The organism is Nocardia acidivorans NBRC 108247 (assembly GCF_001625085.1).
GTDB lineage: Bacteria > Actinomycetota > Actinomycetes > Mycobacteriales > Mycobacteriaceae > Nocardia > Nocardia acidivorans.
The window spans coordinates 169,033-182,008 of the sequence record NZ_BDAW01000011.1 but is presented as its reverse complement, the minus strand read 5'-3'; the positions used below and the strand labels follow the sequence as shown (position 1 = coordinate 182,008).

The window sequence follows — 12,976 nt, the reverse complement described above, 5'->3', positions numbered from 1 at the left end:
ACGCTGAACAGCCTTCAAGCACCGACAGGGAAACCACCTGCCGGTGCTACAGGCAGGTGCTGGTGTGGCCGTGGCCATTTCGTGCCGCACTCCTGCCGCGAAACCGGTTGCGGTCTCACCATCGCTCGGATCCGAGCCCGCGATGGACGCGAGTGAGCAGCGCTCAGGGCCGCTCAGCGCACCCAACGCGACCCTCACCCGGCAGCCGGGGCAGAGCAGCCGGTGGTACCGCCAGGTCATACAACCGGGCGGGGTGCAGGTCGCGCCGCAGGTCCGGGCGGCCGCGGCGTCGACGCGCGCGCCGCGCGGCGAAGACAAATAGGTAGGGAGCGCAGGGTGCGCAAGTACTTGGTGCTGGCATGCTCAGGCGGTTCCCTGTGTGGCCCCCTCCTATTCGTTCCCGCATGGCTGGTGTGGCGGTGGGGTTTTCGCGTCCAGGGCGCGCACTCTCGGGCCGGGAGCGGAGGAGGGACCCGTTGCTTGCACCCGGGGCCTTCGTAGCACAGCAGGGCGGAATCCTGCGGTGCCAGCGGGGTTCGGGAGGACACGCAAAACAAACGCGGCAGTGCTGGGCACGTCGCCTGCCGTACCCGACTTTCGCTCCCCCATCGGGAGCCGCGCTCTCACGTCCCAGCCTGGCCGGATGGCTGAGGGAACCTTCAGGACCAAACCCCCAAGAACACCGAGACCGGCCACGATGCCCAGACGAGCAGTTCCTTGAGGGTGGTGCGCTTTGACGGTGGCGTGATGGAGGGAGTTGTCAGGGCGGGTGCGAGAGGTGCTGTGGCGGAGGGGTTTTAGGGCGTCATGGTGGTGAGGGTTGAGGTGGTGCAGGGGCTTGGGTCCGCGGGTCTGTCGGTCCTTCTTGTCCTGGCGTCCTTTGGTTTTGGTTCTGAAGGTAACCACAGCCAGCCGGCCAGGCTGGGAGGTGAGGGTGCGGCTGCCAATGGGGAGCGAAAGCCGGGTACGGCAGACGAGGTAACCAGCATTGCCTGTTCTGCTTTGCAGCCCGGTTGAGCAAACGCAAACCCATTCCGCGAACCGACCAGACACATGGGTCGGCCACCCCTGTCCAGTACCACCAACAGGGCAGACCCCACCCCGAGAGTAGGTTGCAACCAGAGAGGAGTGGTCAATGCGGATCGCAATAGTCGGAGGCGGAATCAGCGGCTTGGTGACGGCGTACAGATTGCGTCAGGCCCTGGGCGCGTCAGCTGATCTGCTGCTGATCGATGAGCGCGACCGCCTGGGCGGCATCCTGCGAACCACCGACCTGGATGGCGACCCCGTGGATCTGGGCGCGGAGGCGTTCGTCGGCCGCCGCCCCGAGATCCCCGAGCTGATGCGGGAATTGGGGATTGCGGACCAGTTGGTCTATCCGGCGGCTAAACGGCCACTGGTGTGGTCGGGCGGTAAGGCTCATCGCCTGCCGGAACAGACGCTCATGGGCATCCCCGCCGGACCGGAGTCGGTGGCCGGGCTGGTGGACGAGGAGACCCTGGCGCGGGTCGCCGAGGAGCCGAGCAGGCCGTTGGCCTGGGAGCGCGGGTCGGATATCGCCGTGGGCGCGCTGGTGGCGGACCGGTTCGGCGAGCAGGTGGTCCGGCGGAGCGTGGATCCGCTGTTGGGCGGCGTGTACGCCGGAACAGCGGATTCGATCGGGGTCCGCGCGGCATTGCCGACGCTGGCGGCAGCACTGGATCGGGGAGCCGGGAGCCTGACGGAGGCTGTGCGGGCGGCGCTCCCGCCACCGTCCGGCACCCCCGTGTTCGGTGGCATTCGCGACGGCTATCAGGTGCTGCTGGACGCACTGCGCGCCGCCGCCGATGTGAAGGTCGAAACGGGCACTGCCGCAACCCGTCTCGCCCGGACCGCGACCGGTTGGCTGGTGGATCCGGTCGGTGCGGTCGATGCGGTGGTGTTGGCGACTCCCGCTCCGGTCACCGCCGCGCTGCTGCGTGAGGTCGCCCCCGCCGCCTCGGAGATCGCCGCCGGGATTCGCCTGGCGTCGTCGGCGGTGGTGGCGATGACATTGCCGAAGCAGACCGAGCTGCCGGACAACTCCGGAATTCTGGTGGCGACGGGTGAACCCTTGCGCGCCAAGGCTTTCACCTTGTCGAGCCGGAAGTGGCCGCATCTCGCCGCTCGGGATGTGGCGCTGGTGCGCGCATCGTTCGGACGGTTCGGTGACGACTCACTGCTGGACTTGCCGGACGCGGACCTGGTGCGCGCGGCCATGGAGGATCTGACCGTGATGACCGGAGCCGATATCCGCCCGCTCACCGCCGTGGTGCAGCGCTGGCGTGACGGCCTGCCGCAGTACGCACCCGGCCATACCCACCTGATCGCCGAGCTGCGTTCCGCCACAGCCGATCTCGACGGTCTGGCGCTGGCGGGTTCCTACCTCGGCGGCGTCGGTGTGCCCGCCTGCGCGGCCTCGGGTACCGCCGCCGCCGCGCGAATCATCGAGCGACTGCCCTGAGCCTCGGCGGCCACCGCGGACGGCAGTGCCCCGATGACCGCCCCGAAAACCGCTGACGCACAGTCGATTACTTGGCGACCAGATCGCTGGGATCGGTATTGGCCCCGCAGATGACCACCGCGATTCGCTCGCCCGGATCCGGCAGATAAGCCCCGGATTGCAGGGCGGCGAGCGCCGTCCCCGCGGCATGCTCCACCGCGAGTCTGCGCTCGTCCCACAGGGATTGGCGTGCGGCGATGATCTGTTCATCGGTCACCAGCACCGAGCGGACGACCGCTTTCCGGGCCGCCGCGATGGCCATCTCGGAGGTCCGGCTCGCGCCGAGCGAATCCGCCGCCACCGATGTGACCGGTACGTCGACCGGATGCCCCGCTTCGAGTCCCGCGTTCAAGGCCCGGCAGTTCTCCGGTTCGACCGCGACCACTCGAATCCCATGGTGCGCAGCGGCTGTCGCGACCCCGGCGAACAGTCCGCCCCCGCCGACCGCGACCACCACCGTATCGAGTTCCGGCAGCTGCGCGACGATCTCCTCGAGCAGCGTCCCCGCCCCGGCCACGATGTAGGGATCGTCGTACGCGTGTGAGCGCAGCGCCCCCGTCGTCGCCGCGTACCGCTCGCATTCGGCGGCCGCCTCGGTGTACGTCGCACCCCCGCGCAGCACCTGCGCCCCCAAACCCCGCAGTCGTTCGAGCTTCACGGCGGGCGCTGAGTCGGGCAGGAATACCGTTGCCGCCGAATCGACTATGCGCGCCGCCCAGGCGCAGGCGACGCCCGCGTTCCCGCCCGAGGCGATGGTGACCCCGGCGCGCGGCAGCGTCCCGGCTTCCCAATGCGCGAGCATGAAGTTCGCCGCACCGCGCGCTTTGAAGCTGCCCGCGTATTGCAGGTGTTCGAGTGCGAGCCGGACCTGTGCCCCGCCGACCGTATCGGCGGGGGTGAGGACCACGGGCCGCACGTGCCCCGAGATGCGGCCGCCGGCCGCCTTCACGTCGGCGTAAGTGGGTTGCACGGCATTTCCTTCGCTCTTCGTTTCGGACCGGTGGCCGGTCATTACCGGCGGCTGCCGGGCGCGGTGGAAGAGATTCCGCGCGGCCGGTGCACCGGATAATTACACTGTAACTTACACTGGATTCATGCCCAGGACCTCGAAGTCGCTAGCGGAGGCGACACCGGAGGCGATTGCCCGCGCCGGCCTGGAGATCATCGAGTCGCGCGGGGCGTCGCACTTGAGCTTCCGCAGTATCGCCGCGCATCTGAAGGTGTCGCACACCACGGTGGTGCGGCGTGGCGGCGGTGATCTGAGCGGTCTGCTGGATCTGCTCTCGGATCATCTGGCCGCGAATCTGCCGGAGATCGCCCCCGGTGCGATGTCGTGGGCGCGCGCCACCGAGGAGCGTTTCATGGCCTGGTACACCCTTATGGCCGCGCATCCGGGCTTGGTGCTGTTGCGCGGCACCCGGCCCGTGCTCGGCCCCCGGCTGCTGAAGCGGTTGACCGAACCGCAAGTGGCGGACAATCTCTCGCTGGGTCTGTCGATCACCGACGCGTTCCACGCGTATCGGGAGATGTATCTCTACACCCTGGGTTGCGCCGCGCTGGTTGAGCATTGGGACGCCAGGGAGGTGAATTCGCGCGCACGGTCCGCGCTGGCGGCGCTGGATCCGGCGGAGTTTCCTTTGCTCTCAGGTCATTTCGACGAGGTCACGGCGTTGATCACCTCCGATGCGCCGTTCCGGGACGGCCTGCGCCGCCTCATCGACTCCTGGGCCGCGACCGCGCGCGGCACCGCCGGGACCGCTGCCGCCGCGCCCGGAGGCGGGTGGCACGATGGGGGTCATGGCGCGACTCGACTACAAGTCCCTCAATGACACCATCCGCTACCTCATGTTCTCGGTGTTCCAGGTGGAGCCCGGTGTGCTGGGTGAGGATCGGGCGGCCGCCATCAAGGAGGCCCGGGCCTTCTTCGATTCGCTGGAAGATCGCGGAGTGGTGGTGCGCGGTATCTACGATGTGGCCGGTATGCGCGCGGACGCCGATTTCATGATCTGGTGGCACGCCGAGAAGATCGAGGAGTTGCAGGCCGCGTACGCCGATTTCCGCCGGGTCACCGAGCTGGGTTCGGCGAGCAATCCGGTCTGGAGCAATGCGGCCCTGCACCGGCCGGCCGAGTTCAACAAGAGCCATATCCCCGCGTTCCTGGCGGGTGAGGAGCCGGGCAACTACATCTGCGTCTACCCGTTCGTGCGCTCCTACGAGTGGTACCTGCTCCCCGATGAGGAGCGTCGCAAGATGCTCTCCGACCACGGTAAGGCCGCCCGCGGCTATCCGGATGTGCGGGCCAATACGGTCGCCTCGTTCGCGCTCGGCGACTACGAGTGGATCCTGGCCTTCGAGGCTCCCGAACTGCACCGCATCGTTGATCTCATGCGTGATCTGCGCGCCACCGAGGCGAGGTTGCATGTGCGCGAGGAGATCCCGTTCTTCACCGGCCCGCGGGTCGAGGTCGAGCAGCTGATCGCCGCGCTGCCGTAGTAGCCGTCCGGTAGCCGATGGGCTGCCCGGAGAATTCGGGGCATGCACGCAATCGTGTATGCCCCATAGTGTTTGCGCGACCGGCTCGTTGCGCCGCCGTCCGAGGGGTGCGGGCGCAGCGAGTTGCGTTCGATGTGGGCTCAGTCGTCCAGCAGCCCGTGGGTCATGGCGGTGGTCACCGCGGCCGTGCGATCGGATACCTCCAGTTTGGCGAAGGCGCGCAGCAGGTGGGTCTTCACCGTGGCCTCGGTAATGTGCAACTGCTGGCCGATGGCGGCGTTGGTCATACCGCGGGCCACGCATTTGAGCACGTCCACCTCCCGGCTGGACAGGCTGATCGGATTCGGGCGTCGAGTGTGCCGCAGCAGTCGTCCCGCCACCGAGGGTGCGAGCACGGTCGCCCCGCGCACCGCCGAGCGCACGGCAGTGGCGAGTTCGGCGCGCGAGGTGTCCTTGAGCAGATAGCCGGAGGCACCGGCCTCCACCGCGCGCAGAATGTCCGAGTCGGTCTCATAGGTGGTGACGACCACGACCTTGGTGACCGGCCGCCGGGTCAGAATGGCTTCGGTGGCGCGTACGCCGTCCATCCCGGGCATGCGCAGATCCATCAGCACCACATCGGGTCGCAGCTGCTCGACCAGTTCCACCGCCTCGGCCCCGGAGTCGGCCTCGCCGACCACCTGGAGATCGGATTCGGCGGCGGGCGCGAACGCCTCGGCCAGCACCAGCAGCCCGAGCAGCCCCGCGGCGAAGATTCCCGCGCGCCGCCCCGGCGGATGGTCGTGCAGCAGATCGCGCCGAAACCCCATGTACCACAGCATGATTCCGAGCAGCGCCGTACTGCTGGCGAGCCGATTACCCGGAAAGTGCGGGTCGAGGACGAAGACCACGGCAATGGCCGCGGTGCACCCGCCGATGACATAGAGATCCCACAGGCGCCGCGCCGCCAGGTTCTCGATCGCCAGTACAGTGCCACGTTCGTGCGCTCGGCGGTGGTCACGCTTCGACCATAACAAGATCGGGTAACTCCGGTGTCCACCGAACGGTGGACACCGGAGTTCAGCCGATCGGACGTCGCGGGCGCGGTGCGTCGCGGCGGAGCATTTCGGTATGAGCGATTTCGTGTCCGGCCGCCGCATCATCGTGGCGGATATCGCCGATGATCCGGCCCAGTGCACCAGCCCCTCGGGCTGATCCGCGTGCCGGAGCGGTCCGGTGATCAGTCCCCGTTCGGCAATGCCGAAATAGCAACCGCGCGTCCAGGGATCGGCGGTCCAATCCTTCTCCAGGTAGTGGTCGTAACTCGCCGCGCGCGGTCCGAACAGGCGCACGAAGGCGTCCACCACCGCGCGGCGGCGCTCGTGCGGGGCCGTGGCCGAGAATTCGGTGGCCCAGTCGCCGGGGACGAAGCCGACCAGGATGCCGGGTGTCCCGCCTGCGGGCGAGACATCGAAGGTGGCCGCCACCGGTGGCCGATCGCTGCCCGCCTGCCCGCTCAAACCCGCTGTGCGCCAGAAGGGTTCGGGATAGACCAGGGCCACCTTCGCCATCCGGCCCATGGGCATGCCCGCGCCGATGCGCCGGCGCTCGGGTGAGAGCCCCGGCTCGAAGACGATATCGCCGACCAGTGCGGGCGGAACGGTGACCACCACGCGCTGCCCCCGGACGATCAGCTCGTCGCTGCGGACCTCGACCCGATCATCGCCCTGGGTGATGGCGCGCACCGGTTGCCCCGGCAGCACCCGTTCCCCGAGTCGCTCGGCCAGTGACCCGGAATCCGGTGTGCGCCGCGGGATTCGGTGCCGCGCACCTCCTCGGGCAAGGTCGAGATTGGCGGCGGCGACGGGCTCCAGCGCGCGGTGAGATCGATCTGGTGGTGGGCGGTTCCGGCTGGTGGTCGGTACCGCAGAACTGGTTTCCGGGCCCGTTCATGCGCTGGCAGGAATCCGGTAACGCCGCGAACGCGCGGGGTGCGGTGGAATCCTTCGCCGAACTGGTCGGCGCACCCGTGGTGCACGCCGCGCACTGCGGCGCGCTGGACTGCCCGATGGCGTGGGCCCCGGTGCGGTATCGCGGCTACTTCGAGGGCGGCGCGTCGATCATCGCGGCCGACGGCACCGTGCTCGCGCACCGGGATCGCGCCGAAGGGCCGGGGCATGTGATCGCGGAGGTGAGTATCGGCCGGCGGCCGCCCACCGCACCGCCGCCCACCGGCTATTGGCTCCGGCGGCGCGGCCTGGTCGCCACCTTCGCCTGGTATATCGACGGCGGGTATACGCGCCGGTGGTATCGAAAGAATCACCGTGCCAACGGAACTCGAGTGGGCTAGAGTAACCCCGACAGCTGCGTCCCCCTTCCCTTCTCCGCGGCAGGCATCGAAGCCGCCGCATCAGCTCTTCGAGAATGGGATGCCGCCATGACCGATCTCGCGCCGTTCTACCGCGAAGTCCAGTCGCACTACGACGTGTCCGACGACTTCTACCGACTGTTCCTCGATCCCTCCATGACGTACAGCTGCGCCTACTTCGAGCGCGAGGATATGTCCCTGGCCGAAGCCCAGCTCGCCAAGATCGACCTGACCCTGGCCAAACTCGACCTGCGCCCCGGTCAACTACTGCTCGATATCGGCTGCGGCTGGGGCGCCACCATGTTCCGCGCCGCCGCACAGTACGGCGTCCGGGTCATCGGAATCACCTTGAGCCGCAACCAATACGACTACATCCGCGCCGAGGCCGAGCGCCGCGGCATCGACGATGTGCAGGTGCGCCTACAGGGCTGGGAGGAATTCGCCGACCCCGTCGACCGCATTGTCAGCATCGGCGCGTTCGAACACTTCCGTCGCGAACGCTACGAGGACTTCTTCGCCACCAGCTACCGTCTGCTGCCCGAGGGCGGCCGCATGCTGTTGCACACCATCATCGGCCACACCATGGCCGATCTGAAACGCCTGGGCGTACCGGTGGTCCGGCGCGATGCGCTCTTCTACGGGTTCATCCGGCGCGAGATATTCCCCGGCGGCGAACTCCCGCAACCGGCGCTCGTCACCCGCCTGGCGGGCCGGGCCGGGTTCGGCACCGAACAGATCCAATCGCTGCGCCCGCACTACGCCCGCACCCTCGACCACTGGGCGAATGCGTTGCGTGACAATCGTTCCGAGGCCATCGCGCTCACCTCGGAGCAGGTCTACGAACGCTATATGCGCTATCTGACCGGCTGCGCGGACTACTTCCGCAGCCGTCACCTCGACGTCATGCAGTTCACCCTGGCGAAGTAGCCGCCTCACCACCAGCCGAGGATCGGACCCAGCTGACGGCCCAGCGCCGGGGCCAGGGTGCGGGAGTAGGTGGCGGTGAGGTGGTGCTCATCGTGGTAGATCAGCACATTGCCCTCGACGACGGGGCAGATCTCCGCCTCGCACACCGCATCGGTGAGGTCGATCGGGTAGACGTTCGGGTAGGCGACCGCGGCGTCGACGGCGGGATTGACCGGGTTGAGGGCGTCGGCGCGCCGCATGCCGCAGCTGAGGCGGTCACCGCCCTTGCTCAGGCAGTCCACTGCGCGGTAGCGAATACCGTTGTGCCGCAACCACGGTGTGTCCCGCACGACAATCACGTTCAGACCGCGGGCACCGAGTTCGTTCCACACCTCGAGGTAGTCGGCGGGGGTTTCGTCGCCGCCCTCGTCCACCGGTCGGGTGCCGGTGGTGAACACCCAGTCCGGTCGCTCCTGGCCGAGTCGGTCGATCACCTCGCGGGACCAGTTCGCGCAATCGGAATTGGTCTCGCCCCTGTACATCGGATCGGCCTGCACGGTGAGCGGACAGCCCATCTTGAGGTAAACGACTATGCGGAAATGGTTTTCGGTCGCCAGCAGATCCAGGGCGGGCAGCCAATGCTCGGCGTGCGAGCTGCCCACCACCGCCAGGGTGCGCCCGGCCTCGCGATCGCCGTAGACACAGGTGACGACCGCGCGGGTGTTCCAATCGGCGATACAGCCCTGCAGGGTGGGCGGCGGCAGCTCCGAGGGCGCCTCGAAGACGGTCGGGCGCATCTTGGCGGGCGGTGCGGCGATACCGGCGGTCAATGCCTCGGCGCCCGGGTAGAGCTCCGGGTCCAGGGCCGCGGCGGGCGCGGTGGGCTGCGAGGTCACGATCACATGCCAGACCGAGGCCGCCGCGATTACCAGGATGCTCGCCAGGGCCACTCCCGCCCGCGCCATCCACCGGTGGGAGCGTGCGGCGGAACCGGTTTCGCGCGCCGCGGATTCGCGCAGGGGTCGCTCGATCCAGCGATGGGTCACCCACGCCAGTGCCAGGGATATCGCGATGATCAGCAGTCCCTCGGCGAAATCGACTGTGCGCCGCTCGAATTCGACGAGAGAGAAAATGAGTATCGGCCAATGCCACAGGTACAGCGGATAGGCGAGCGCACCGAGCTCGACCATCGGCCGGGTACCGAGTATCCGGTTCGGCCACGGCTGTTCGGCGGCGGGCAGCCCGGTTCCGGCGATGATCAGCGCGGCGGCCGTGAGCACGGGAAACAGTGCGGCGGGACCGGGAAAGACGTTCGCGCCGTGGAAGATCCAGCCGCAGGCCAGAACGCCCGCCACCCCGGCCACGGCCAGTGGGAGACGCAGGACGCGCGCCGGTTTCAGCAGCGGCGCGAGCACCGCCAGCACCACACCGGCGAGCAATTCCCATGCCCGGGCGAAACTGTCGTAGTAATTCCACCCCTGCTGGGTGGCCGCCCCGTGCGCCGCGTAGACGAAGGACGCCACGCCGAGTGTCACGGCCGCGGCGAGCGTCACCCAGCGCACCAGTGCGGGCTGACCGATCCGCCGACATATCCACGCCAGCGCCGCGACGAAAAGCGCTGTGGCGAGGTAGAACTGGCCCTGCACCGCCATCGACCACAGATGCTGGAGTGGGCTCACCGACGGATCGGCCGCCAGATAATCCGACCAGGACAGCGCGAGCTGCCAATTCTGGTAGTAGAACAGCGAAGCCAGCGTCTGATCGGCCACGTCGGCCCAGCGCGTGTACGGAGTGATGAGCACGGTCGCCACCGCCACGGCCACCAGCACCGTCACCATGGCGGGCAGCAACCGCCGCAGGGTCCGGCGCAGCACCGCCACCACCCCCACCGCACCGGCGGAGTCATTGCGCCGCAACAGCAATCCGGTGAAGAAGAACCCCGACAGCACCAGGAAGACGTCGACCCCGCCGGACACTCGCCGGAACCAGATGTGGAACACCACCACCAGCGCGATGGCCAGACCGCGCAGCCCGTCCAGGTCGTGCCGATAGTGCGGGGAGGAAGCGGCGGAGATGATGGCCCATATCTTTCTGCTCATGCGATCCGGGGTGCACCGATCGGTTGCCCCGGCATAACCTGCGCTAAAGATGCCGGAAGGAAACCGCCCGGAGCAAGTCGGAGACCGGTCGACCGAACAGGTACCGTCGCACGAAAAGGAGAAATCATGATCGCAGTCATCGCCGAGATCACCGTCAAGCCCGGCACCGGATCCGACTTCGAGGCCGTAGTCGCCGACCTGGTCACCGAGATCAAGGCCAACGAACCCGGCAACCTCACCTACCAGCTGGTCCGCTCCCAAACCGACCCCGACCACTACCGCTTCTTCGAACTCTATGCCGACCAGGCCGCCCTCGAGGCCCACGGCAAATCCGACCACTTCCGCGCCGCCGGCAAACTGATGGCCCCCCTCCTCGCCGCCGCCCCGAAGATCGAATACTTCACCGCCGTCTGACGCCGCACCGGACACCCGGTTGACCTCACCCCTCGTATCGTCAGTCCTCCTGTCCTGATCCTGTCGAGAACCGCCGTGGACCGCAGTTCGCGGCGGTCATCGGGATGCTGATTGAACCGCACCAGGCACGGCAGCAGTGCTGGGTCGATACCGGCCGTGCGCTTCCCCACGCTTCGGGCCAGGGAAGTTCGGGGATTTCGATATCACTCGGTGATCTGAACACCACGGTTCCTTTCGGCACCGATGCCTGATTCGTCATGCTCGGACCGAAGTGGGCGGCACACAGGGTCACCCGATGGCACTGCTGGCCTGATCTCGTCGGTGGTCACGCGAAATCCGCTGTCGGCAAAGGAGATAAGGCTGTCACGCAGCATCTAGGATCGAACCGGCATCAGGGGAAGTCCAGCGCGAGATGACAGACGGGGGTCTGCTGTGCGAAAGCGGATGGATGTCGATTCGGTGGCGGTAGCGGAGGCTGATCAGTGGATGGCTTACGCGCGCGGTGCTGCGCGAGCGTATCTGATGGGACATCCGCCGCCGCTGATCGCGGTGCACGGGCTGATCCTGGACTCCGACGAAGCTGCTTTAGTGCAGGCGGTCTCGTTCTATTCGCGGTGGCTTCCCGGCGACGGCCGATACGTCCAGCGGTCGACGTTTGCGGTCGGTGGACCGCTGTTCGTGGCTGGTTCGCTGGCGGCGACGGCGATCGGCAACAGTCGCCGCGCCCAAGCCGCGAGGTACGAGGCCGCACCTCGCTGGCGTCAACACCAATCCTCCCCAATTCTGCTGACCAACAAGAGAGTTCGCTGTTGCGCCGCACTGTCGGGGTGGTTGTCCTTCGACTACGGCGCGGTGACCGAGTTCTATCCAGACCTCGATCGATGGGCGGTGGTATTCAGCTTCGGTGACCGCTGCGCACCGCTACGGCTGGAGGGTCCGGCAGTGCCGGCGATCGTGCTGTGGACGGCGATCGGAATCCTGGGACCGCGGTGGCGCAACGACCCCCGGTTGGCCCCGATATTGCCGCCACCGGCTTCGGGCGGTGCGTGATCGATCACCATCGCGGTGAATTCCCCTCCGCGCCAATCAGATTGATGCGCACGGACCCTACACCATTACCGGTCCCGACCCTCGCAGTGGCGCCGCCGCACGACCATTGATGACCGGAACCGATCTCACCGCTCGCGACCTCGCCGACCAGCTTCGCCACCCTGACGAACTACTCGGCACCACACCGATCCCCGCCGATCCCAGCGCCCACTCCTGGCTCGACGAATTGCGCTACGACGCCTACCGCGACACCCTGATCGAACACGACAACCCGTGGGCCGTAGGCCGCCGATTCGAACACTATCTGCGAGCCGACGACCTCTACACCGGCATCATCGACTACGGAGACCGAATCGGAGCCCCGCACTCCGAGCAACAACTCGACGCCATCCGCGACGAGGTACGACGGCAGGAAACTCAATGGCGGACCGAGCCCCGCCCCAGCACCTGGCTCGACGCCGCCGTCCAGGTTGCTCATCGACGCCTCGACGACCTCCAGAACGAGGGGATTGCGCTCATCTACGCAACCCCCGGAACGCCGAATCGACTGGCCGAAGCCGGATTCCGCGACAAAACCCGGTACATCCAGCACGCGCACACCGGCGAGGATGGCCGCACGACCGTGTACGACACCCCAGCCGAGCTCTACTCGTCCTACGACGAACTACTAAGCGCGGCGGCGGGAGCAGCGCCGATACTTTCTTCGGTACCGGAAGGAATTACGGAGCAGCTGCAAGCATTTGAACGCGACCACAGCATCCTCCATCGTGACCTCTCGACAATTACAGGTCTCAAGGAAGCGCTCCGCACCGGATCGCCGTACACGATTCGGTCACATCACCATCCGGGCGATAGCACCGCACACATCACGCGGGGATGGAATGCCCCAACCCGCGACGCGGACGGCATCACACTGACGCACACCCGTCAGCGAAGAACCCAGTCCAGCGGCACCTAAGAAGCCCGCACGAAGCAGGCGGGTCCAATCCCCGAAATCCACCGGCCGCCAAAATCGCCGACACCTCTGACCCTCTGAGAGGAGGACCGATGAGCAGCCCGAACCCGCAGCCGAACGCAAGCGAGACGATCCGCGTCATCCGGTCATTGGTCGAAGCCCAAGACCTCCGCGCCGCAAAGCCCTCGCAA

Annotated in this window: 11 protein-coding genes and 1 pseudogene; 8 read left to right on the top strand and 4 right to left on the bottom strand. The window is 67.5% G+C overall.

All coding sequences use genetic code 11. The annotated features are described in order from the left end of the window. Window positions 1-1,135 precede the first annotated feature (1,135 nt). Complete coding sequence (locus NA10_RS06015; RefSeq protein WP_067564453.1) at window positions 1,136-2,482, top strand: protoporphyrinogen oxidase; 1,347 nt, start codon at window positions 1,136-1,138, stop codon at window positions 2,480-2,482. Between the two features lie 67 nt (window positions 2,483-2,549). Here the strand turns inward: NA10_RS06015 and NA10_RS06010 are convergent, their stop codons facing one another. Continuing rightward, on the bottom strand, window positions 2,550-3,491 hold the full coding sequence (locus NA10_RS06010; protein ID WP_245677054.1) for a threonine/serine dehydratase: 942 nt from the start codon (window positions 3,489-3,491) through the stop codon (window positions 2,550-2,552). Between the two features lie 124 nt (window positions 3,492-3,615). Here NA10_RS06010 and NA10_RS06005 point away from each other — a divergent pair, with 124 nt between their 5' ends. Both NA10_RS06005 and hemQ read left to right on the top strand, forming a co-directional pair. Next, window positions 3,616-4,350 carry a TetR/AcrR family transcriptional regulator C-terminal domain-containing protein gene (locus NA10_RS06005; RefSeq protein WP_067564450.1) on the top strand — a complete coding sequence of 245 codons (735 nt, stop codon included), beginning with the start codon at window positions 3,616-3,618 and terminating at the stop codon, window positions 4,348-4,350. Next, on the top strand, window positions 4,319-5,014 hold the full coding sequence (gene hemQ, locus NA10_RS06000) for a hydrogen peroxide-dependent heme synthase (RefSeq protein WP_067564494.1): 696 nt from the start codon (window positions 4,319-4,321) through the stop codon (window positions 5,012-5,014). The genes NA10_RS06005 and hemQ overlap by 32 nt, the downstream gene beginning before the upstream one ends. 140 nt (window positions 5,015-5,154) lie before the next feature. On the opposite strand, the gene NA10_RS38500 is transcribed toward hemQ, so the two are convergent. Further along, window positions 5,155-5,823 carry a response regulator gene (locus NA10_RS38500; RefSeq protein ID WP_373862339.1) on the bottom strand — a complete coding sequence of 223 codons (669 nt, stop codon included), beginning with the start codon at window positions 5,821-5,823 and terminating at the stop codon, window positions 5,155-5,157. 405 nt (window positions 5,824-6,228) lie between these two features. Next, window positions 6,229-6,738: pseudogene (locus NA10_RS38495) on the bottom strand (flavin monoamine oxidase family protein); the annotation flags it as partial. Between the two features lie 41 nt (window positions 6,739-6,779). On the opposite strand from NA10_RS38495, the gene NA10_RS05990 reads away from it, so the two are divergent. Continuing rightward, window positions 6,780-7,343, top strand: coding sequence for a hypothetical protein (locus NA10_RS05990; protein ID WP_067564449.1), 564 nt, complete (start codon window positions 6,780-6,782; stop codon window positions 7,341-7,343). A gap of 87 nt (window positions 7,344-7,430) precedes the next feature. Further along, window positions 7,431-8,288 (top strand): cyclopropane mycolic acid synthase family methyltransferase, encoded by an 858-nt coding sequence (locus NA10_RS05985; RefSeq protein WP_067564447.1) that lies wholly within the window; start codon window positions 7,431-7,433, stop codon window positions 8,286-8,288. 5 nt (window positions 8,289-8,293) lie between these two features. On the opposite strand, the gene NA10_RS05980 is transcribed toward NA10_RS05985, so the two are convergent. Beyond that, complete coding sequence (locus tag NA10_RS05980; protein WP_067564445.1) at window positions 8,294-10,366, bottom strand: acyltransferase family protein; 2,073 nt, start codon at window positions 10,364-10,366, stop codon at window positions 8,294-8,296. A 126-nt stretch (window positions 10,367-10,492) separates the two neighbouring features. On the opposite strand from NA10_RS05980, the gene NA10_RS05975 reads away from it, so the two are divergent. From NA10_RS05975 to NA10_RS05965, 3 genes are all read left to right on the top strand, one after another. Further along, window positions 10,493-10,780 (top strand): putative quinol monooxygenase, encoded by a 288-nt coding sequence (locus NA10_RS05975; RefSeq protein WP_067564443.1) that lies wholly within the window; start codon window positions 10,493-10,495, stop codon window positions 10,778-10,780. 432 nt (window positions 10,781-11,212) lie between these two features. Further along, window positions 11,213-11,830: a hypothetical protein gene (locus NA10_RS05970; RefSeq protein WP_157556107.1), complete on the top strand. Its 618-nt coding sequence runs from the start codon at window positions 11,213-11,215 to the stop codon at window positions 11,828-11,830. A gap of 226 nt (window positions 11,831-12,056) precedes the next feature. Beyond that, window positions 12,057-12,788, top strand: coding sequence for a hypothetical protein (locus NA10_RS05965; RefSeq protein WP_157556105.1), 732 nt, complete (start codon window positions 12,057-12,059; stop codon window positions 12,786-12,788). Window positions 12,789-12,976: the final 188 nt, after the last annotated feature.

Excerpts from the sequence above, each read along its gene's own strand:
- NA10_RS06015 (WP_067564453.1), top strand. The coding sequence starts at position 1,136 with ATGCGGATCGCAATAGTCGGAGGCGGAATCAGCGGCTTGGTGACGGCG.
- NA10_RS06005 (WP_067564450.1), top strand. The coding sequence starts at position 3,616 with ATGCCCAGGACCTCGAAGTCGCTAGCGGAGGCGACACCGGAGGCGATT.
- hemQ (WP_067564494.1), top strand. The coding sequence starts at position 4,319 with ATGGCGCGACTCGACTACAAGTCCCTCAATGACACCATCCGCTACCTC.
- NA10_RS38500 (WP_373862339.1), bottom strand. The coding sequence starts at position 5,823 with ATGGGGTTTCGGCGCGATCTGCTGCACGACCATCCGCCGGGGCGGCGC.
- NA10_RS05985 (WP_067564447.1), top strand. The coding sequence starts at position 7,431 with ATGACCGATCTCGCGCCGTTCTACCGCGAAGTCCAGTCGCACTACGAC.
- NA10_RS05980 (WP_067564445.1), bottom strand. The coding sequence starts at position 10,366 with ATGAGCAGAAAGATATGGGCCATCATCTCCGCCGCTTCCTCCCCGCAC.
- NA10_RS05975 (WP_067564443.1), top strand. The coding sequence starts at position 10,493 with ATGATCGCAGTCATCGCCGAGATCACCGTCAAGCCCGGCACCGGATCC.